We start from the raw sequence: 22,509 nt of genomic DNA, 5'->3' as shown, positions 1-22,509 counted from the left end.
CGATCATCCACCGGACCGGACATCGGGCAGCGCCGTGAGCAGCGCGAGCGATTGGGCATGACCTTGCCGCCAGGCGTCGGGGCCCAGGTCGGCCGCGCCCTCGCGCGAGAAGCCCGCCATGGCCTGGATCATCCGCAGGCGCGTCTGCTGGGCCAGGGCCAGGTTGGCGTCCACCGCCGAGGGCGAGGCCCCGGCCAACATGGCGTCATAGTCGATCGCCGCCAGGCCCGAGGGCGCGGTCGCGGCCGCGTCGAGGATGCCGGCCAGATCGATCCGCGACCAGGACCGCGGCGCGAGGGCGGCGGGCAGGCCGTCGTCCGCCGACGAAGACGACAGCGGCTCGGCCCTGGGCCGGATGGCCCGTCTTTCGCCGCCGTCGGACGCCGGCTTGGGCGACTTCGCCGGCTTGGGCTTGGTGGATTCGGCGGTGCGGTCGATCGTGTCCAGATCGTCCGACGGGCTGGAGGCCGAGGAGTCGGCGAGCGCCGTATCGAAGACCTTCCCGCGCGAGCCGTACTTGCGTTCGAACCGGTCGAACCGATCGTCGTCCCTGTCGCCCGCCCTGTCGTCCTGAAGGCCGACGAGCGGATGTCCCTCGCCGAAGGCCAGCATGACGTCGCCGACCGCGAGGCGGGAGCCGTCCGTCTTGACCAGGTCGGACGTGGCGTAGAGCACGTTCTCGCCGGTCGAGTCCAAACCGGCCCCGGTCAGGGTCCGGGTCAGGTTCAGCGCCTGGAAGCCGAGGTCGCTCAGGCTGTGCAACTCATCGGCCTGGCTGACGCCGTCCTGGTTCTTGTCCTGCCAGATCCGGAACGCGTCAAACCGCGCGTCGCCGCCGTCGAGGAAGCCGTTCTCGTCCGTATCGAAGGCGCGAAGGCCTTCGAGATCGGAAACCGCGCCTTCCAGATCGCCCACGAACGAGATTTCGGCGCCGCTCGTGATCTTGCCGTCGCCATCCCGATCGAGCGCCAGGAAGGCGTCGTCGGCGGCAACCCAACCGGTGCGCCGGAGCACGCCGTCGCCCGACACGTCGAAGCTGATCGTGGATCGGGCGCGCGCCACCAGTTCGACGCCGTCACCGTCCAGATCGATCACCACCGGCGGCAACAATTGGGTTTCGTCCGGCGCGGAAGCGGGCTCCACAAGCGTGATCGTCGGCGCGCCCTGATAGGCCAGCATGACGTCCCCGACGAGCCCGGCGCTTCCGTCCGCGCGGATGAATTCCGTCGTGCCGTAGATATGGTTGTGCAGGGGATCCGGCGCTTGCCCCGAGGTGGTCAGCGTCAGATTTATCGCCGAGACGCCAAGCTGCGCCAACGACACCAGTTCGCCGTCCTCGCTTTCGCCGTTGCTGTTGACGTCGCGCCAGACCTGGAAGTCGCCGTAGGCCTCGTCTTCGCTGTCGAAGAATCCGTTGGCGTTGGTGTCGTATACGCGAAGACCCTCGAGATCCGAGACCGCGCTTTCTTCATCGGTCGAGAAGCGTATCTCCGAGCCGTCGTCGATCTTGCCGTTGTGGTTGCGGTCCAGCACGAGCAGGCCGTCGCCCGCTCCTATCCAGCCGGTCTGGTCAAAGGCCCCGTCGCCGTCCTGATCAAACCAGACGTTGTTCCCGTCCAACTCCGTCAAGGTGACGCCGTCGCCATCGAGGTCGAGCACGATTGGCGCGATGCGGCTATAGCCCCCGCTCGCCACGTGATACGTCGCCGTGGACAAGCCGTTTCTGTCGTCCTTCACCTCCAATTCCAGATCGTAGCTCGCGAACTGAGGGTTTCCGTAGTTGCGCGAGACCCTGTAGAGCAGGAAATCGAAAGAGGCGCCGGTCACGGTCGTGCCAATAGCCGGCGGCGAAAAACTGCCCCCATAACCCACGACATTCTTGACCTTCCAGGTAAAGGCCTGGGGGCTGTCGGGATCGATCGCGTTAATCCTGGCGCTGTAGAAGAACTGCTGATCGGTTCCGACATAACCGACCGTCTGAACAACACCATTTGGATTTTGGACGGGCGCGTCATTCACCTCGTCGATCTTGATCGTGACCGGCATGGGCTGAGCGGTGGCGTGTGCGCCGCCGTTGTCCCAGACATCGAGGGTCACGGCGTAGGCGGTGGTGGCTTCATAGTCGATGACGCCGTGGACGATGAACTGTCCGACCACCTTGCCGCCTTCACGGTAGTAGCTGCCGTCGCCGTTCTTCAGGAGGGATGCGCTGAAGATGTTCAGTCCGCCGTCGTTGACGGACACGGACCAGTTGTCGCCGAGGTCTTGGTCGCTGACGTAGAACTTGCCGAAGGTTTGTCCAGGACCGGCCCAGGAAAGCGCCTCGGAGGCATGGACCGCGCCGTCGCCTTGAGTTTCGAGGGTCAGGCTCGGCGCCTCGTTGGTGTCCGCGATCTGGACCCAGGCCCAGGTGGGATCCTGGCTGGTGTTCACCCCGTCGCTCGCCGTCACCGCGACGGCGAAGGCGGCTACGCGTTGGCCATTGATGACGGTGTTATACCGCCACCATTCGCCGCCGGCGGGTATGCCCGCGGACAGGGTTTCGAAGTCGAGATTTGCCCGCAGATGCAATTGATTGCCGGCCATGTAGAACAGATCCAGCGGATCGAAGGCCTCGCCGTACGATAGCGGCGCGCCCTCGGGATCGTTCGCCGAGTAGCTGGCGAAGACCTGGTCGGCCGCATTCTCGCCGATCAGGGTGATGGACTGAGAAATGGTCGCAACGGACGGCTTCTCGTTGACGTCCTCGACGTAATACCAGAGCCATGCCGGGTCCGACGTATTGCCGGCGGCGTCCTTCGCGGCCACGGCCGCCAGGAGGCCAATCTCCTTCAGACCATCGCCATCGAGATCATTGTTCAGCGTTCGCCAATCATTGATATTGGCGTAGTTGGCGGTGGTCAGCGACTTCAACCATTCATAGTCGATGTTAGTACCGGCCTTCATTCGCAGAACATTGCTGTTCGTCGGAACTTCCAGCCAATCGAAGAGATTGAACGCCACCGCGAAGGTGACCGAGCCGCCTTCCGGATCCAGGGGCTTGCCCGGATCGGGCGCCTTGGCGGTCCCCAGGTCTGTATTGGTCTGCACGCCTTCGGTGAGGATCGAGCCCGCGGCATCGACGGCCGGGATCCCGGGCTTCTCGTTCACGTCCTTGATCACGTACCAGAGCGAGGTCCAGAGGCTGCCGGCGCCGGCCGCGTCGACCGCGCGGACATCGACTCGGATCGCCAGTCTGCCGGCGGTGTCGAGCCGGTGCCAGCCGTCTCCGGCCTTGGCCTTCAGCGTCTCGAAATCGATGTTCGCATTGGCCCTCAGATGCAGTTCGTTGGTGTTTGGCGCGATCTGGAACAGGTTGTCGGGATCGTAGCTCTCCAGCGACGGCGGCGTCGTCATCGTCGCCGTCATGTCCGGATCGGTGCGGGTGAAGGTCGCCACCAAGGTGTCAAGAGCGGTGCCTTCATCGCGCTCGCTCTGGGCCTGATTGATCAGCGTGGGGACATTGGGGTTTTCGTTGACCGGATCGATCGCCACCGTGAAGTATTGCGGGCCTGACGTGATCTTGTCGTCCGACACGGTCACATAGATCCCGTAGCTGATCGCGGCCTCATAATCGACCGGCGCGGCGAGCGTCAGCTGGCCGCCCAGCGACAGCGCGAACGGGCCGCCCGCCACCGCCTGACCACTGCTGTTGACCAACCTGTACTTCAGCGGATCATTGTCCTTGTCGATCGCCGAGAAGCTGCCGACGACGGTCGAGGTTCCCGGCGCCGCATCCTCCCGGACATGGAGCGTCGTCGACGTGATCGTCGCGGGCGCGGCGTTGATGGCGACGTTGAACGACGCCGTCGCGGCCACGCTGCTGATCTCGGTGGGATTGAGCGCGGTGATCCGTTCGACGCCATAGGCGGTGACGCCGATGGTCAGGTCCTTGAACCAGGTCGGATCCGTACTGCGCAGCGTCAGGTTCGCCAGATCATTGCGCCCGATCTGCGGGTCTTTGATCAGGGTCCAGACGATATTCGCGCCAGTCCCGGAGGGGGCGCCCGCGCTCAAGGTCACGCCGGGGTCAATTCCCCGCAGCTCCACCCTCACATACTCCGAACCATCACCGTCCGGAGTATCGATGGGCAAGGTCAGCGGAATGGTCGCCCCGCCGTTGAAGGTTCCGGAGACGGCGGAGAGCGTGCCGATGACCGGCGTGTTGGCGACCGGATTGATGGTGATCCGGAAATACCGCGGGTCGCTGAGCAGCCCCCCCTGGTCGAGGGCGACCACCCGGACGTCGAACACGCCGCTGGCGTAGTCGACCGGCGTGAAGTTGATCGTCGCCTGGCCGGTCCCGCTGACCGCCGAGCCGGTCAGAATGCTGACCAAGCGCGTGTCGCTCACCGCGTGATCGCTGGCGCTGACGGCCGTCACCTGCAAGGTGGCGCCGGCGGGCAAATTGTCGATGATCGACACCGACAATTGCTGCGTGGCGTAGCCGTTCGCCGGCCGCTCACCGAGCGTCAGATCGCCGATCGGCGAGACGACGGGCTTGTCGTTGCCGTCCCAAAGCCCTTGCCACTGGGTGTTGAACAAGCTGTTGGCGCGCAAGGTGTCGAATTGGCCCAGCGTGGGCTTGCCGCCCGACGGCACGCCGGCGGGCAGGTTGAGCGCCATCAGCTTGACCAGCTCTTCGACATTGACGGTCTTGCTGACGAATTGGCCGGTGAACAGGAAGTCGATCTTGTTGTCGAAACCGCCCACGAGGGGGGTGAACCAATTCTTCACGCGCGTCGTCGTGCCGGTGTCGAGCACGTCGATCAACAGATCATCGACATCGCGCCGGAACCACAGCTTGGTGCGGTCGACGTCGCTGTCCTGGTAGGCGATGACGTCGATATCCACCGTCGCGGAATTGAAGTTCTCGATCGTGTCGAGGCCGGACGCGGCATTGAGATAGTAGGTGTCGTTACCGGTTCCGCCGACCAGCTTGTCGGCGCCCAGACCGCCGTACAGGCGATCGTTGCCGTCCTCGGCATAGAGGTCGTCGTCGCCCGCGTCGCCGTAGAGGAAATCGTCGCCGGCGCCGCCGCGCAGGATATCCCTCCTGTCGCCGCCCTTGAGGATGTCGTTGCCGCCGGAGCCCTGGAGTTCGTCCTCCCAGCCCGAGCCTTCCAGGATCTCGATGGCGTCAAGGAAGGTGTCGCCGGCCGCGTCGCCAAACGTGCCGCCCGTGGCCAGGCTGACCTTCACGCCGGAGCCGGCGTTCGCATAGCTGACCGTGTCATCGTCCAGGCCGCCGGTGAATTGATCGGCGCCCGCGCCGCCGATCAGGACATCGGCGCCCACCCCGCCGACCAGCGCATCGTTGCCCAGGCCGCCGACGAGGGTGTCATTGCCGTCGCCGCCCGACAGCGTGTCGACGCCGTCGCCGCCGTCGAGCAGATCATCGCCCGCGTCGCCATACAGGACGTCGTAGTCCGCGCCGCCGTAGAGGAAGTCGTTGCCGGCTCCCCCCATCAGAGTGTCCGCGCCGGTCCCGCCGGAAAGCACGTCAACGCCCGCCTCGCCGGTCAGCGTGTCGTTATCGGCGCCGCCGTCTAGATTGTCGTCGCCCGCCCCGCCGATCAGGCTGTCAAGACCGTCGCCGCCCGACAGCGTGTCGTTGCCGTCACCGCCATCGAGCAGATCATTGCCCGCGCCGCCCGAAAGCGTGTCGTCGCCGGTCTTGCCGTAGATCAGGTCGCGACCTTGCCCGCCGGTTATCGTGTCGTTGAGAGCGTCGGGGACCTTGTCTCCGTACCAGTAGTCGTCCTGGTCGCTGACGGTGAAGGTGATCGAGCGCTCGGCCGAGGTTCTCCCCGCGCCGTTCTTGTCGGTCGCCTTGACCCTGACGGTGATCGACGAGGCCGTCTCGAAGTCGAGCACGGCGCCGGCCTTCAATCGCAATTCGAAACCGCCGCCGGTCTTGGTTCCCACCTCGAAATTTGGATCATCGACCGAATATTGTAGGGCGGCGAAGAGTGGCGACAGATCCGGGTCTGTCGCCGACACCGTCGCCACGACGATGGCGGGCGCGGTCGCGCCATCGATCGGGTTGTCCCGTTCGGCGATGGAGGTCACCTTGTCGCTGAACGTCGGCGTCGCGGGCGTTTCGTTATAGTCCTCGACCGTCAGGAAGCCGGTGGTCTTGGCGGTGGACGCCAGTTGACCGTCCCAGGCTTCGACCGTGTAGGCGTAGACGAACTCCAAGCCGCCGTCGCCATCCAGGTCCTGTAAGGTGTAGCCGGGCGCCAGGGTCTCGAAGTCGGCCACGACGCCGGGCCGCAGCACGACGGTGTTGCCGACCACCTGCAACAGGTTCTTTGGATCGGACGCCAACCGCAGTTGGACCGAGGGCGTTGGCGCGCCCTGATCGTCTGGATCGCTCAAGGCGAACACCGCCACCGGCGTGGTCGGCAAGGCCGGGCCGCCGTTGGCGTTTTCGGTGACCCAAATGTCGGTCGAGGTCTTGAACGCCGCATCGGGTCGTTCGTTGACGTTTTCGATCGTCACCTCGAAGGGGACAATGACGTAGGCCCCATGCGGATCGGTCACCCGCACGGCGATCATGTGGCTGTGCGCCGCCTCATGGTCGATCGTGGCCCCGTTGGTGAATTTCAGTTCGCCCGTCGCCGATATCTCGAACCGCCCGCCGGCCGTGTCCTCGAGCGCATAGACCAGGCTCGAGGCCGGATCATCGACATCCGTGGCCGAGAAGACGCCCAGCGAGGTGACCCCCGCCGTTTCCAGCAGCGAAAGCGGGCCCGGCGCGGTCACGTCGCGGGGCGCGTCGTTGACCGGCGCGATGGACACCGAGACCGTTTGCCGAACGGCGTGGTTGTCGGCGTCCTTGACCTCGATCACGAACTGGTCGGCGCCGCTGATGTCGGCGGCCGGAACGTAGCTCCACGCGCCGGTCGCCGTGTCGAGGCTGAGCGCCCCCAGCGTCGGGCCGCTGATCAGGGTGTAGCCGGTGATGTTGTCGTCGTCGTCGATGGCGCCGACCTGGCCGGAGATCGCCTGATCTTCGTTGATCGTCAGGGTCTGGTCCGAGGCCACCGGCGCGGCCTTGCCGCCGACGTGCCAGTACGGAGCGGCCTGGGCGAGGACGGCGGCCCGATCCGACATTGTCGGAAAGGTGGACCAGGTGGTCATCGCATCGATCAGCGGCTGGGCGTGCGCCAGGAACAGCGTCGCACCGTCCAGGATAATGTCCTTCACTCGGCTCGCGTCAGTGGCGGCGTAGTAGCCAAAGATGCGTATCGTGTTGGAGCCGCCGACGAGAATCGCCAGATCGTCGCCCGATCGCGTCAGCCAGATCTGGTCCGAGGTCACGCCGCTGATGGTGATGTGGTTGGCGCCGGACGCGTCGATAATGCCATCGGAGCCGCTGTTGGCGTCGAAGGCATAGACGTCGTCGCCGAGGCCGCCGTCGAGCCAGTCAGAGCCGGTCTCGCCGACCAGGATGTCGTCGCCGTCGCCGCCGTTCAATCGGTCGTCGCCTTCGCCGCCGACAAGCTTGTCGTCGCCGGCTTCCCCATAGAGCAGGTCCGCGCCCGCGCCGCCGCCCAGGGTGTCCAGGCCGTCGCCGCCCCACAGCGAGTCGCCGCCGTCATCGCCCGACAGCTGGTCGTCGCCGTCGCCGCCCCCCAGCGAGTCACCGCCCGCGCCGCCGCTCAGCAGATCCTTGCCGGTCCCGCCGTAGAGCTGATCGTAGCCGTCCTCGCCGGACAGGGCGTCGTCGCCGTCGCCGCCGTACAGGGTGTCGTCGCCGGCGCCGCCCACCAGCACGTCGTCGCCGGCCCGGCCGTCGAGGACGTCATCGCCGCCAAGACCGAACAGCCGGTTGAGACGACCGTCGCCGCTGAGCTGGTCGCCATAGGCGTCGGAGCCGACCACGTTCTCGATGGTGGCGACGGTGTTGACCGCGCCGATGATGTCGCCCTGGGCGTCGCCGCCCAAGGCGGTCCTGGCGTACAGGTCGATGGCCACGGCCGCGACCGAACTCACATAGCGGATGGTGTCGCCGTAGCTGGCGCCGACCGCCAGGCCGTCGGTCTGGCTGTCCGTGCCGCCGTTCAGCGTGTCCGCGCCGGTTCCGCCTTCCAGCGTGTCGTCGCCGGCTCCGCCGTCGAGTATGTCGTTGCCCCCGCCGCCGGAGAGAACGTCATCGCCGGCCAGCCCGCTGAGCGTGTTGTTGCTGGTGGATCCCAGCATGAAGTCGCCGTCGGCCGTCGCGGCCTCGGTCCCGAGGCGGATCTTGGTCAGGTCGACGGTCAGGCCGTCGGCCAACTGTAGGGTTTCGACGCCGCGGTCGGCGAGGGTCTGATCGTACAGAGCCACGGCGCTGGACGCGTCGATCGTCAGCTTGAGGTAGTTGGTCCCTCGGAAGCCGGTGAGATCCGAAAGGCTGATCGTCGGGCCCAGGGCCAGGGTGTCGCTGCCGCCGTCTCCGGCCGTGATCCGTTCCGCCACGGTTTGCACGCCATTGCCGGTGCGCGACGCGCCGGTCTTCCACTGGCTGTTCGCATACGGCCATGCGCTTGAGGCCGCCGCGGCCTGGGTCGTGGTGTAAAGGAAGTCGACGCCGTCGCGGCTCTGATAGACCACCTCGCCGTCGGCGGTGCGCGTCACGGTCAGCTGATACTGATAGTAGTCTCCGGTCACGCCGGTGGCCGGTCCGAAACGCATCAGCTGCCAAGAGGTCGTGAAGGCGGCATTGAGAACGCCGTTCTTGTCGACGATCTCCTCGAGCTCCAGCGCGCCCTCGCGGATGCTGTCCGTCCCGTCGCCGCGATTGAATTCGTAGGCGTCGTTCCCCGCCCCGCCCCAGAGATTGTCGTTGCCCAGCCCGCCCCGCACGATGTTGTCGGCGGCGTCGCCGCCGAGCCGGTCCGCGCCTTGGCCGCCTTCGACGCCCTCAATGCCGGAATAGACGTCGCCGAAAGCGGCGCCGCCATTGGCGAAGGTCGCCCCCAAATAGGCGCGTATGGCCGTGGTTCCGTTCGAGGCGTAGGAGGCCAGATCGGTTCCCGCGCCGCCGAACAGCAGGTCGGCGCCGGCGCCGCCGTCGAGGCTGTCGTCTCCGGCCCCGCCATAGAGATAGTCGGTGCTGGAGCCGCCCAGCAGTTTGTCGGCGCCGTCGCCGCCGCTCAGGATGTCCTGGCCCGCCCCGCCGGTCAGGAGGTCGTCGCCGGCTCCGCCGGTGATCCAGCTGCTGGTGGCCGCCGCCGTCAGGGAGTCGGCCCCGTCGGTCGCGCCGGCCACCATGGTGTAGCCGCTCATCAGCGCCGCGCCGGTGGCCACGAAGCTGAACTTTTCGATCGGCCGCAGCTCGGCGCCCGTAGTGTTGGACCACCAGTCGCGGATGCGGATCGTGTCGCCGGCGCCGTCGAAGCCGCTGGTGGCGTCGACGTCCGAGACGGTGATCTCCAGGTCGTTGCCGACCCGGCGCAGCAGCAGGTCCTGAATGTCGATCCCGACCGCGAATTCCAGAGTGTCCGTGCCGGAATTGACTCCGATCACGCCGTTCACCGCGCCCATGTGGCGCTTGAGGGTGCGGGTGGCCGCGTCATAGTCGTAGTCGGCGCCGTTGATCCATTTGGAGCCGTCGAAATAGATGGTGGTGGCCGTCCCCTGGATGTTGCCCGTGGTCTTGCCGACCGTGCCGTTCGGACCCAGGCTGTAGCCGTTGACGTAGACGCCGTCCTGCCAGACCAGATCCCAGTTATCGACCATCTCGTCGATCAGCTCGTCCTGACCATCGCCGCGCGCGTAGCGGATCACGTCGTTGCCGGCCCCGGTGACGATCCGGTCGGCGCCCTTGCCACCCGCCAGGAGGTCAGAGCCCGCGCCGCCCAACAGGTGGTCGTACCCGCCGTCGCCCAGCACGGTGTCATTGCCCGCGCCGCCGATCACGATGTCTTCGCCGCCGCCGCCCGACACCAGGTCGTTATTGGCGTCGCCCGACACCAGGTCGTTGCCCAGGCCGCCGAACCCGAAGTCGTCGCCGTTCAGGCCGTAGATCTTGTCGGCGCCGTCCGTGCCGACGATCCAGTCGGCCCCGTTGGTGCCCAGGATCACCGACGCGCCCGCCACGCCGATGATATAGGAGGTGATGTCGCCGATGCGGATGTCGTCGCCGTTGGCGAAGCGCAGCCACTCGACCTTGCGGGTGCTCTCGAACCAGTCCTTGATCGTCAGGCTGTCGCCGGTGAGGACCTGAGCCGGATGGCCGTTGACCTGGGTCCCGGCCGGATCGTCGGCGGTCAGCTGAATGATCAGGTCCGAGCCCGGCGCGGCGGTCGTGCCCGAGCGCTTCATGACCAGGTTCTGCATCGTGACGCCCGCGCCGAACACGATCGCGTCCTCGCCGCCCTTCACCGAGCCGTCGACCTCATAGCTGCCGCCGCCGGCCCAATTTCGGGTCAGACTCCCGGCGTTGATCTGGCTGACCCGCGTGTAGAGGCTGTCCCCGCTCGAACCGGCGACCCCGGCCGGATCGGACTCGTCGAACAGCACGTCGGCACCGTCGCCGTAGCCGAACACATATTGGTCCGAGCCCCCGCCGCCGAGGATCCCGGCCGCGGCGCCGACCTGCTGGTCGTCGCCCTTCCCGCCCTCGAGGATGTCGCCGCCGGCTCCGCCGACCAGCAGGTCGACGCCTTCGCCGCCCTTCAGCCAGTCCGAACCCTTGCCGCCATACAGGCGGTCGTTGCCCGCCCCGCCGTCCAGCAGATCGCCGTTGCCGCCGTCGACGGTCACGGCGGTCGCCGCATTGACCACCAGTTCGTAGTCGGGTTCCTGGATATTCGGGAACGCGTTGAGCGCCCCCGTGGAAATGATCCCGGCGCCGACCACGTCGCCGCCGAACAGCACGTCATCGCCGTCTTCGCCGAACAGCCAATCGTCCAGCTTGCCCCCGACGAGCCGATCGTTCCCGGCCCCGCCGAGCACGTCGTTGCCGAGGTCGCCGGCACGGACGACGTCGTCGCCGTCGCCGGCGTTGATGACGGCCGCGATGCCGATCTTGTACGGCGCGGTCAACGCCGCGGCCTCCTGGTTCGCCTTCGGGCGGACGGTCACGCCCGCGGTGTTCTGCAGCAGATCGCCGGTGATCTGGATGAGATCGGTTCCGCCGGTTCCAGACACCCGCACCTTAGCGGTGCTGTCGATGGTGTCGCCGAAGGCGTCGATGACGTTGCCAAGGTCGTCCAGCAAGGCAAACAGCCGCTCGCCGTTGTCCAGACCCACCCACAAGCGCGAGGGAGGCGCGCTGCCGCCGTCGATCACATAGTCGAAGGCCTCGTCGAGATAGAGATTCCAGCCCCCGATCCAGTCTGTGTAGCCGCGCCGGTCGATGCCGAGTTCGGCGGCGCTGGCCAAGGTGATCGCCCAACCCGCCGTGAAGGCGCTATCGGTGTTGTTATTGACGATGCCGTCTATCTGCACCGAATTGTTCAGGTAGTTGACATAGTCGCCGGCGATGGCGATCGCGCCGGTCACCGATTGAAGATCGAAGCGCTGCACCGGCTGCGCGGCGATCGTGGCCAGGGCCCGCTTCACGTAAATGTCGCCGCCGGCGATCAAGCCGACGAGGCTGTTCAGGATTGCGTGACTGCTGTTGCGGACCACGTCGTCCATATTGCTGGACTTGAAGACCGTGGCCCCGTCGCGGAAGAAGTACTTCTTGCCCTCGATACCGAAAACCACTCGGGTGTTGGTGAGCTGGACGATATGGCCGCCCGCGGCGTCCAGAGCTTGGTTTAGGAAGCTTCCGACATAGTCGGCGAGACTGGACGCACTTTCGGGGCTTGCGCCGTTCTTGGCCTTGGCGCCCGACACGGCGAACCGTTCGTTGCGGAAATCCAGCGACAGGGTCGCCTCGGCTTTCGGCTTGCCGCCGAACAATGATCCGATGGCGCCGCCCAGCAGCTTGTAGGCGATGATGGCGACCACGGCGATGGCGAACGTTACCGGCGTGACGCCCGCGGCGGCCAGGTAGTTCGCCGCCAGTATGGAACCATAGCTCTGACCGATGGCCGCGCCGATCTGACCGCCCTTGGTGTCGAACTGATGGATGGAGTCAGCCAGCTTGCCGCCGATGAAAGAGGCGGCGGCCGAGGCCAGGAACGCCTGGTCGATCCCCGCCTTCCAATCGTATTTGGGGATCGCGCCTGGAGAGCCCTCGGCCACGACCTCGCCCGCGGCGTTCACGAAATGCGACGGCGTCGTCAGGTTGGTGATGATCTGGCTGACAACCTTGGTGCTGACGCTTTGGACGCCTTCCGCGATCGTGCCCCTGGCCCCAACCGCGGCGAAGACCTCCCCCACTAGGTAGGAGCTGATCGCCCCGATCCCCTCGCTGCGCAGGTTTTCATAGAAGGTGGAACTGGTCGCCCCGCGCAAGGCGTCGGGCAGGAGTTCGGTCCCCGTATCGGCGGCGCCTTGGGTTAAGCTGTCGGCGATGTTGACAAACAAGGTCGACAAGGCGGCGGAGCCGATGATCTGGGCGATCTGGTTGTCGCCAGCCAGTTCGCGGCCGAGCACCGAGCCGACCGAACTGGCGAACGCAGTGGCGTCGAACTGATAGAGCTTGCGCCATGCGTTGACCCTGGCCAGGGCGATGTCGACGCTGCGGATCTCCTCCTGCGAGTCCGCCAGCATCTCATCGACGGTCGCAACCGTATCGGACTTGAGTTGCTCGACATGGGCGATGCCTAGATTGGTGAGCTCACCGATGTCGCCCGTTTGCATCGCCGTGACGTCGTCCACGGGCAAGTTGAAGATATTCGCATAGCGCCGAGCGGTCTGTTCCTGGGTTTCCCCCTGTACGGCGCCGCCTTTGGACGCGGCGATCAGGTCCCTCAACTTGTCGGGGTTGGAATAGGGTCCGCTGTCGGCGGCCCGAAAATCGACGGACTGCGACTTGAACGGATTGTTCGGGTCGGTGGTGTGCACCAGCACGCCGGCACGCCGGCCGCTCGTGGTTTGTTGGTTATAGACCTCCAGGACCATGATGCGGAGGTCGCCGTGAGTGGCCAGGTCTCCGCCTGGCTCCAGCTGGATGAAGCCGGCGAGCGAGGCGTCGACGTCGGCCTGGCCGGGATTGGGCTTGCGCGAGATCTGGAAAAAGGCGTCGCTGTCCGGCGAGGCACCCGGGTTCACATAAACATACAGGCCCGGCGGGGCCTTGAGCCGTTCCAGATTTGACGATCCGTCCGCGTTCAGCCTCTGAATCGTCTTGGTGTATTTGCGCTGTGTGGGATCGAAGAACTGCCGCAGGGCGGCGGCCGTTTCGCCCATCGCATCGAAAGTCTCTTCACCTGGCCTCAGTGGCCGGAGTGGCGATCTAAAATGCAGATCCGTACGTCTGCTGGCCGCGATGGCGGTGCCGCTCTCCGCCAAGGCGAGCGCCGCACCAGCGAACACCGCTATCCGCCCCAGCAACGCCGACGCTGTCGCCGAGGCCGACATGGCCGATGTGATGCCCGCCTCCGAGATCCCCGCGGCCCTCAGCAAGCCCGTCATCACCGGTTTGTAACCCTGCTCGATGGCGGTCTGAACGATGTAGTCGCCGAGCGCTTTTTCGGGGTTGTTGATCAGATCGAGCACGAACTGCGCGCGATCGACGCCCTTGAGGATCTTCAGTTGCTTTTGAGCCAGCTGCTGCTCGATGAAGTCCAGCTTGCTGGCCGTGCTGACGATCGACAAGGCGGTCGGATCAGTGGGCCTGATCTTGAGTTCGTTGGTCGCCCATTCAAGCATGGCGCCGCCATTGGCGGTTTTCGGGTCGATGCCGGCCAGGTGGGGCGCGTCCCCCCAGATGGTCTTCATCCAACTGATGCGCTTGGTGTCGTTCGGCGACAACTCGACTTGGCCCGCAAGAAGTCTTGCGTTCTGGCCCTCATAGATCTTGGTGCGATTGTCCGCGTTGTCGTCCATCCCGACGCTTTTGAGAACGTCGAGCAGTCTCGGATCCGTCTTGTTCAGAAACGCGATCGAGCCTAGCGTCTCGTAGTTTCCAGCCTTGATCGCCGCCGAATTCAAACTGAGATCGGAGGCCTTCACCGTAAGGCTGTTGCGCATCTCCCAGCGCACGTCGGAAACGATGGTGGCGACCTTGTTGGCCACATCGGTCGGGATGTTGCCCGTGAACATCGCATTTTCAAACGCGCTCGGGTTGCCGAGAAGGAGGCTGACCTGCGGGTCGCTCTGCAAAGCCGCTTGAAGGCGAGCGTCCTCGTACGCTGAGAACGCGACGTGATTTCCACTGTGGCGGGCGGTGCCGCCGAACGTCTGCCCGTCCACGCTCGCCCCTGCCGGCAACAACATGGCGTTATCGGCGCCGTTGACCGCGTAGGCGCCCCAGCGCGTCGGATCCTGCGAGGCTAGAGTGTCAAGCAGCAAGGAGGCGCGGGCCGACGTGGTGTCTTCCAGCCGGAAACCGATCGTCTTGCCAGCGGCATCCTTGATGGTGGTGTAGATGGTTGAAATCGGTGAGAGGTGGTGGGAGGCCACCGTCTGACCTCGGGACGGCGGGCCTTTGAAGCCGGCGACCTCGTTACGGTATTTTTCGATCAGGGCCAGTCGGGCCTGGATCCGAGGATCTTGGTTCAGAGTGCTGAAATCGGTCAACGCCCCCCCCCGACACTCGCCTTGAGCGCGCTCTCTTCAGCCCAGTGCTTGGCCTTGTCGGCCACATTGAGAGATGCGGGCCTGAAGTGGACCCGAAGGCCGGCCTGGTGGATCGCCCGATAGAGCTCGAGGGAAAAGAAGCGGCGCCCGCCCAGCAGGCCGGTCAGCCCGAACAGATGTTCGTCGACCGGGACCGGCGACAGCACCAAGTTCGACCAATCGTAAATCGACACCGGAGCGTCGCGGTAAGGTGAATCGGCCTCTGGTGGAGGCATGGGGCGGAACTCCGACCTTGATCGATCAATGAGATCCAACCGCCTCCAGGTGCGCAGCCATCCATACCCGTCGATCGTCTCGCCCCCGCCCTTCACCGTTGGATCCTCTCCCGCCGGCGTGCTTTCGAAGCGGATCGGAAGGACCTCGAAATCGCGCAGGAAGGGCGTCGCGATTTCCATGAAACGGGGGGAGACGATCAGAGCGGCGTTGTGATTGAACAGATCCGGCAGCGGACGCTGCTCGCCCTCGTCGTCTTCCCCCGGTCGCAACCAGGCTTCGAGGGGGAGAGGCAAGGTCGCGGCGAGCGCATCGTGCATCTCGTACACCTCGTCCCAAAAAGGGCCGCCTAGGCTGATTCCGACTGCCCCGACGGTGAGGGTTTGCACGACGATTTCCTTTTGCAGCCCGGAAGGTTTGGGCAGCATTTTCGGTTGATTGAGCGGCGGCGACACCGCCTCTAGCAAATACGGCAGCGGCCAGGCTCGATTATCTTCCATGCGTTTTCCCAACGACAACTGGCTCATCTTTCTGCACCCCTTCCTTAAACCGACGTGCCGACGACGACAGCGGAAAAGGCCGGTTCGAACAGGCCCTCCACCGCCGCCCGGACGGCCGGCAGAGGCGGATTGGTGCTCCCCGCGCTGGCTCCCGGATGCACCACACGGGTGACCCAATCCCGCTCGTTCGGCGGAAGCGAAACATCGGGAATATGCACGCCCGCCGCACTCATGAACGGGCGCATGTTGACGTCGTCGAGGGTCCCCGCGACCCGCCCCAGCATGCCGACCGGATCCACAGGTCGTAAATCCGTATGCGGATCGATGGGTGAATCCCCGAATACGCCGCGGTAGGCCTGGACGTGGCCATCCGACGCTTCAAACGTGAAACCAGGCCTGTCGAACAGCAAGGTCGGGGCCGGATTCAAGGTCTCCATCCGCAAGCCGCTGTCCGTGACCGGATGCATTTCCTTCAGCATCAGGGCCACGTTGTGGATAATGTCCTCGCCGAGCCAGGAGGCGAGGGAAGGTCCGTAGGCGAACGGTTCGTCGCTCACGGCGATGATCTCTGGCCTCCGTTCGACGAAGGGAATTATCACCCCGGCGTTGAGCGCGATCACGATCAAGGCGCCGATGAACAGGCCGACGGCGAGGTAGGTGCGCCCGCGCACCCGACCAGAACTCCCCCTCATTCCGCCCCCCCACGCCAACTCGGTTAAGAATATGACCGCGGAGTCTCGCGACGCAAGGTAAAGTTGCGCTTTGTCGGCCGAACGCCTTCGATGCGTCGGCGACAGCTATCTAAAGTGGCGATTTGGTAAGTGGATACCGGCCATGTCGGTGCGCGAAAGGGGCGACCGACTAAGCCGTTGATCTAATTCGACTGGCCAAATTCCACCATTTCACCCAGACCACCTAAGCCCGTCCCTGGATGCGCATTGACCACCTAAAGATGACCCTCATTCAATGCCGTCTTCAACTATGCGCCCATCGGCGGCGACAATTGTTCGGGCCGGTATAGGCTTGGCAGACTTCATGCCTTCATTCTCGCAGTTCGCAGAAGAGCACCCTCAGTATTTCGAGCTCGATACAACCGTCGTGGCGAAGCCCTTTGATCCGGGCCCTTTGTCAGCGTTCGACGCGGCCTATGCCGCCTTTCGTCGCCCCGCGAGTTGAAGTCGGCATGCGGGTCTGCGCCAAATGCGGACATTGGTGTCGGTCCGGAAAAACGACCTTCAGTCCGGCGACCAATCAGCATCGGGCGCCGAGGGAGGCTCCGTATCTGGCGGCTGCGCAAGCCCGGTGAGGCCCCGCTCGAAGGGGGCGATGACGTGGACCTCAGTGGGCCTTGGCGGCAAATCCGCCGCGATCCGCCGCAATCCGACCACCACGAACGCCAAGACCGCGATCGCGGCCACGACCGCGCTGGCGGCGCCAAGGACGTGACCTACCAGAAGCCAGGCGTCGTGGGTCATCACGCTGATGGCGATCGCGCCGATCATCGTCAGCGCGCTGAAGCAGAGCAGCCGGCGGACCAAGTGCAGAAACGTCACGGCGTCCCCTCACCCGAGACGGGGCCCGAAACCGCCAGGTTGGCGGGCGCCTGCCGCGCCGCCCGTCGGCGGGGCCGCGTCCAGGCGCGCGCCAAGGCGTGATAGAGCGGGACCGGCGCGACCGCTTCGGAGCAGCGCTTGGCGATCAGGGTGCATAGCAACAGCGGCCCGACCAAGCCTGGATCGCGAGTCATCTCCATCAGGATCACCGCGCTGGTCAGCGGCGCCTGGACGACGCCGGCCAGATAGCCGGCCATGCCAAGCGTCACCGCCTCGCGCCCGCCGGCCCACGGCGCCAGATGGGCGAACAACGCCCCAAGACCGGCGCCCGTGGCCAGTGACGGGGCGAAGATGCCGCCGGGCGCGCCGCTGGCCGCCGCCGACAGTGTCGCCAGCCATTTGCCGGCCGCCAGACCCCAGCCTGACGCATAGTGGCCAAACAATAGCGACTTGGCTTCGGCGTAGCCCGCGCCATAGGTCACCCCGCCGCTGAGAACCGCCGCGCCCGCCGCGATCACGCCGCAGATCATCGCAAAACGGACGGGCCGCGCGTCCTTCCAACGTCGGACGGGATTGTCGCCGACCAGGACCGCGGCCATCAGGCGCGAGAACAGGCCGCCGGCCACGCCAGAGACGACGCCGATCAGGGCCGCGCTGAGCCAGGCGTGCCAGCCGGCCGAACCGGACATGTCGCCGAAATAGGCGTAGTTGCCGCCCAGCGCGTAGGCCGCGACGCCCGCCGAGACCACGGCCAGGATCACCACGGTGTTGGCGCGCTTGTCAAAGCCCCGCGCCAGTTCCTCCACGGCGAAGACGATGCCGGCGATGGGCGTGTTGAACGCCGCCGAGACCCCGGCCGCGCCGCCGGCGATCAGGAGGGTGCGCCGACCGGGCCCGCCTCGCAGCCAACCGGTCAGGAACACCATGACCGCGGCGACGACCTGGACGGTGGGCCCCTCGCGGCCAATCGATCCGCCGCAAACCAACAGCAGCGCCGCCAGGAAGATCTTCACTAGCGCCGTGCGGATCGAGACCCGCTCATCGTGGATCTTCTCGCCGTCCAGCCCCCGTCCCCGCCCGATCTCGCCGGCGGCGATCACCTGCGGGATGCCGCTGCCGGCGGAGGCCGGCGCCAGGCGGCGCATCAGCCAGACGCAGAGCGGCATGCCGACGACCAGCAGCGCCGGCCCAAGCCAGACCTTGCCGACGATCATCCGCGCGTGCAGGGCCATGGCCGCGTCGCACAGCTTGGCGAAGCCGACCGCCGCGGCCCCGGCGACCACGGCCGCGGCCACGACCGCGCCGGTCCGCATCGAACGTCGGGCCCGCAGGCGCACCAGCTTGTGCTGACGGCCGAGGGTCTCCAGGGGCGAGGACATGGTCAAAGGGCTTTTCGACGCCGGGGCGCGGGAAGAAGAATGAAGGGTGAGGCAAGACGATTACATCGTCTCACGATGTTTAGGCCCTAGCCGCGCGCGGCGTCCGGGTCAAGGCGACCACTTCAGGTCCGGCGGGACGGCAGGTTCTTCAGCAGGATCGCCACGATGATCAGCACGAAGGCGGCCAGGCGCGGCAGGTAGACCTGGCCGTTCCCCTCTTGCGCTGACCGGCCCATCAGGGTGAAGACCTGGGCGGCGGCCATCAGGGCGAAGGCGCCGGCGAAGGCCAGGAACAGACGATCACGGCTGGTGGCCCAGAACCGCAGGAAGAAACCGGCGGCGACGAGATAGCCCATGGCCAAGGCGCCGCCGACGAAGCCGATCAAGACCGGTGAAAGCATCAGTCGCGCTCCCAGATGAAGCCGCCCAGCAGGACGCCCAGAGCGGCCGCCGCCGCCACCTGGCGCCAGATCCACAGGTCCCTGGCCGGAAGGAGCACGAGGTCGGCGACCAGGAGGAGATTGTTCAGAGCCAGGAGGGCGAAGCTGATCGCGCACCATAGGAGGAGGCGATGGCGCGATCGCCCATGGGCCCTCGCCAGCAGCACCGCACAGACTAGGCTGGTGGCCAGACACAGCAGATAGACCAGTTGCGGCGCAAGCAGGCTCATGGCTCCTTGCCCTTTAGCCGAAAGGCGTCGGCCAGATCGCGTAGAGCGTCATGGCCGCGCCCGATCAGGCTGATCATCGCGAAAGGCTTTTGACGATAGGCGCCCTCGGTGCGCGCGCAGAGCGCGTCGAGTTCGACGTTGGCTGCGCGGTAGGCCCAGCCCTCCCCGTCCCACACCGCCAGCCCAAGGGTCTGGAGGCGTTTGAGGATCTCGCCGACCATGCCGAGATTGGCGCGCAGCTCGGCGGTCAACGCCACATCCGTCCAGACGCGGTCCGGCGCGCCCTTCATCAGGAGGAGCAGTTCCAGCGCCCACACCGTGCGCAGGTCCGAAACCACGAACCGAACGATGTCGTCGTCAAATCCAGGATCGTCTCGACGCGGCATCTAGTCGTCCGCCGTCGTGGCGTATGAACGCCTCACAAAGCTCTCCATCCTTGAGGTGCGGCCCAAGTCCATGCCCAGGGCCTGACCAATGCCGTCCGGATGATCGCCAAACGGATTGACCACCGCCCGCCAGCGCGTGGACGGGGCGGCGGCCAGCACCCGCCGCGAAGGCTCGTCAATGACCTGTCCCTCTTGGGAATCGGGCGGTGGCGGCGCTTCGAGGACGGCCACGACGGTCTCCAGGGCGTCCTCCCAGGCGCTTTCGCTCATGGGGTCTCCATCACGATCAACGTTTTGTCGCTCAGCCGCCGAGGCGTTGCGACACGAACCATGCGCAAGCCGCCACGGTGGCCGCGACGAGGATGATTTCGAGCGGCAAGCCGCTCAGGTGGCCAGGTTTCATGGTGCGCCTCCTCCCCGCGGCGGCTCTGGCGGCCGCTCGCGCCGGTTTCACCCGACCATAACATCGTATCACGATGCTTTGCGCGTGTCGCCACCCGGCGCGGTGGTGATCGCGACATCGCCGGCCAAGGCGGCGACGAAGCGATCGCGCCAGGCTGATACGTCGTCGCGCGCCACCCCGTCCATCAGCCGCCTCCAGCGCGCGCTCCGCTCGGCCCTGGGCATGGCCAGGGCCTGGCCGAGCGCCTCGGAGGTTTCCTCGCGGCTGAACGGGTTGACGATCAAGGCGTCCTGCATCTGCTCGGCGGCGCCGGCGTACTTGGACAGGACCAGGACGCCCGGATCGTCCGGATCCTGGGCGGCGACATATTCCTTGGCCACCAGGTTCATGCCGTCGCGCAAGGGCGTGACCAGCCCCACCTGGGCCGCCCGGTAGATGCCGGCCAGCTCGTCGCGCCGATGGGCGCGGTTGACGTAGCGGATCGGCACCCAGTCGACCGTGGCGAAGGCGCCGTTGATCCGGCCAGACACCCCGTCGAGCCGCGCGCGGATCTCCTGATAGGCTTGCACGGCGTCGCGGCTGGGAGTGGCGATCTGCAGCAGGAAGACGCGCTCGGCCCAGTCGGGATGATCGACCAGCAACTGCTCGTAGGCCAGAAACCGCTCCTCCAGACCCTTGGAATAATCGAGGCGATCAACACCCAGGATCATGCGCCGGCCCGCCTGGCTGGCGCGAACGCGCTCGAAGGTTTCGCGGGCCGCGTCCTGCTGGGCCAGCTGTGCGAAGGCGTCGGCTTCGATCCCGATGGGGAAGGCGCCGATGCGGGTTCGGCGGCCGCCGGCCTCGACGACGCCGTCGTTGATCGCAAGCCCCAGCTCGCGTTCGCCATAGTCGGAAAACGCCTCCAGGGCGTCGTGCGTCTGGAAGCCGACCAGGTCGTAGGCCAGCAGCGATTCCACCAGCTCCTTGTGCTGGGGCAAGGTGGTCAGCAGCCGCCGGCTCGGCCAGGGAATGTGCAGGAAAAAGCCGATGCGGTTGGTCACCCCGAGCTTCCGCAGCTCATCGGCCAAGGGGATCAGGTGATAGTCGTGGATCCAGACCAGATCGTTTGGACCGATCAGCGGGGCCAGGGTCTCGGCGAAGCGGCGGTTGACCCTTTGATAGCCCTCGCCGAACGAGCGCTCATAGGCGGCCAGATCCGTGCGCGAATGGAAAAGAGGCCAAAGGGTGCGGTTGGCGTAGCCGTCGTAATATTCCTCGCGATCCTGCTCTTCCAGATCGACCAGGGCCACGGTCACCCCGCCGACCTTCTGCATCGAGATCTGGCCCGTGAAGCTCTCGATCGTCTCGCCGCTCCAGCCGAACCAGACGCCGGAATATTCACGCAAGGCCGCCGCCAGCGCCATGGCCAGGCCGCCGGCGGTGCCCACGCCCGCGTCGCTTGGCGGATTGACCCGGTTGGAAACGACGATCAGGCGGCTCACGAGGCGCGCTCGACGATCGCCGCCTCCAGCCAGTCGAGAACCGCCGCGACGTCGGCTAGCCGATGGCGGGCCGCGGTCTGGCGCCGGCTTTCCCCCACCAGCACGCCATAGCCGCCGGCCGCTTCGGCGGCGAGGAAGCCATCCTCGTCGGTAAGATCATCGCCCACGAAGACCGGTCGCGCGCCCTGGAAGGGCCACTCGGCCATGAAGGCCTCGAGCGCCTGGCCCTTGTCGGACCCGGCGGTGCGAAGCTCGGCGACCATATCGCCCTCCTGCAGGACCAGATCCGTCGCCGCTTCCAGGCGTCGCGCGACCTCGCGAACCGCCTCGCAGGCCGACGGCACGGCGCGATAATGCAGCGCGACCGAAAGCCCCTTTTCCTCCACGATCAGCTGCGGCTGGGCCCGGGCCAGAGCGTTAAAAATAGCGCTGGCCTCGGCCAGTTCCGGGTCGGCGAGCACGGCGACCTCCTCGCCCACGGCCGTCCGGCGTTCAAGGCCATGGACGCCGGCCACGGCGACGACGGCGTTCTCGGTGATCGCCGACACCTCGGCGATGGTGCGGCCGCTGACGATGGCGATCCTGCGGTCGAGACGTTCGGCCAGCCGGCGCAGGATCCAGGTCCGTCGCGGATCAGGCTTGACGCCGTCCGGCCGATCGACGATCGGCGCCAGAACGCCGTCGAGGTCCAGGAACAGGGCGCAGCCGGCGGTGTCGAGCGAGGGGGGCGCTGAGAGCGTCTCGGGAAAGGTGATGATCTGGGCCGTCATGGAGTCTCCATGGCTCGCGTCCGACAAATCGGTTCGGACGCGCTCTGCCATCACGCCGGCGGGCGGCGGCGGCTCAAGGGGGCGACGGCCAGGCCATCGCGGCGGTGTGATCAGGCCTGGAGCCGTGGCGACGCGGCGCGGCGGCTTGGCGTGGCGCGCCGGGCGCGCGGGCGGCGAGACGCGCCGGCTTGGATCCTTGGTCGCATAGAGTGCCCCTTGAGGTCTTGGGCGCCGTGCGCGGCGCGGTGGTTCTCCAAAGTGTCGGATCGGCCATCGAAGGATGGCCAACCCCGTCGCGCGATGCGACGCCGGCGAAAGCGCAAGCCCGGCCCCGGGCGGTCGAAGCTCGCGCGAGCCTAGCAGGCGGGGCGGCAGGCGGGCGAAGCCTCACGCGATAGTGAGGCCGGCTTTACCGCCCCTGCCC

General features: G+C 66.4%; 11 protein-coding genes. All 11 read right to left on the bottom strand.

Translation table 11 applies throughout. The features are described from left to right. Positions 1–3 precede the first annotated feature (3 nt). The gene (locus tag ASD38_RS04850; protein ID WP_156390564.1) at positions 4–14,190 is read right to left on the bottom strand and encodes an Ig-like domain-containing protein; all 14,187 of its coding nucleotides are present in this window, start codon (positions 14,188–14,190) and stop codon (positions 4–6) included. Between the two features lie 473 nt (positions 14,191–14,663). After that, positions 14,664–15,467 (bottom strand): hypothetical protein, encoded by an 804-nt coding sequence (locus ASD38_RS04845; protein WP_156390563.1) that lies wholly within the window; start codon positions 15,465–15,467, stop codon positions 14,664–14,666. Positions 15,468–15,484: 17 nt separating this feature from the next. Next, positions 15,485–16,111 carry a hypothetical protein gene (locus ASD38_RS04840; protein ID WP_056435141.1) on the bottom strand — a complete coding sequence of 209 codons (627 nt, stop codon included), beginning with the start codon at positions 16,109–16,111 and terminating at the stop codon, positions 15,485–15,487. A 564-nt stretch (positions 16,112–16,675) separates the two neighbouring features. Continuing rightward, positions 16,676–16,993 (bottom strand): hypothetical protein, encoded by a 318-nt coding sequence (locus tag ASD38_RS04835; RefSeq protein ID WP_056435144.1) that lies wholly within the window; start codon positions 16,991–16,993, stop codon positions 16,676–16,678. Then, positions 16,990–18,372 carry a chloride channel protein gene (locus ASD38_RS04830; RefSeq protein ID WP_235523757.1) on the bottom strand — a complete coding sequence of 461 codons (1,383 nt, stop codon included), beginning with the start codon at positions 18,370–18,372 and terminating at the stop codon, positions 16,990–16,992. The genes ASD38_RS04835 and ASD38_RS04830 overlap by 4 nt, the downstream gene beginning before the upstream one ends. A gap of 122 nt (positions 18,373–18,494) precedes the next feature. Then, complete coding sequence (locus ASD38_RS04825; RefSeq protein WP_082560663.1) at positions 18,495–18,773, bottom strand: DUF5985 family protein; 279 nt, start codon at positions 18,771–18,773, stop codon at positions 18,495–18,497. Then, positions 18,773–19,042 (bottom strand): DUF5985 family protein, encoded by a 270-nt coding sequence (locus ASD38_RS04820; RefSeq protein ID WP_056458023.1) that lies wholly within the window; start codon positions 19,040–19,042, stop codon positions 18,773–18,775. Before ASD38_RS04820 ends, ASD38_RS04825 begins: the two co-directional genes overlap by 1 nt. Next, positions 19,039–19,428: a hypothetical protein gene (locus tag ASD38_RS04815; RefSeq protein WP_056458018.1), complete on the bottom strand. Its 390-nt coding sequence runs from the start codon at positions 19,426–19,428 to the stop codon at positions 19,039–19,041. Before ASD38_RS04815 ends, ASD38_RS04820 begins: the two co-directional genes overlap by 4 nt. Further along, entirely contained in the window at positions 19,429–19,698 is a 270-nt protein-coding gene (locus ASD38_RS04810) for a hypothetical protein (RefSeq protein WP_056458015.1), read from the bottom strand. It abuts the gene before it with no gap. 201 nt (positions 19,699–19,899) lie between these two features. Next, positions 19,900–21,315, bottom strand: a complete 1,416-nt coding sequence (otsA, locus tag ASD38_RS04805; RefSeq protein WP_056458013.1) for an alpha,alpha-trehalose-phosphate synthase (UDP-forming) — start codon at positions 21,313–21,315, stop codon at positions 19,900–19,902. Next, on the bottom strand, positions 21,312–22,085 hold the full coding sequence (otsB, locus tag ASD38_RS04800; protein WP_056435165.1) for a trehalose-phosphatase: 774 nt from the start codon (positions 22,083–22,085) through the stop codon (positions 21,312–21,314). The genes otsA and otsB overlap by 4 nt, the downstream gene beginning before the upstream one ends. Between the last annotated feature and the right edge of the window lie 424 nt (positions 22,086–22,509).

Origin of the sequence: Caulobacter sp. Root487D2Y, assembly GCF_001427165.1 — a bacterium.
Classification (GTDB): Bacteria; Pseudomonadota; Alphaproteobacteria; order Caulobacterales; family Caulobacteraceae; genus Caulobacter.
Note: the sequence above shows the minus strand (reverse complement) of the source record. Positions and strands in the feature narration are given on the sequence as shown.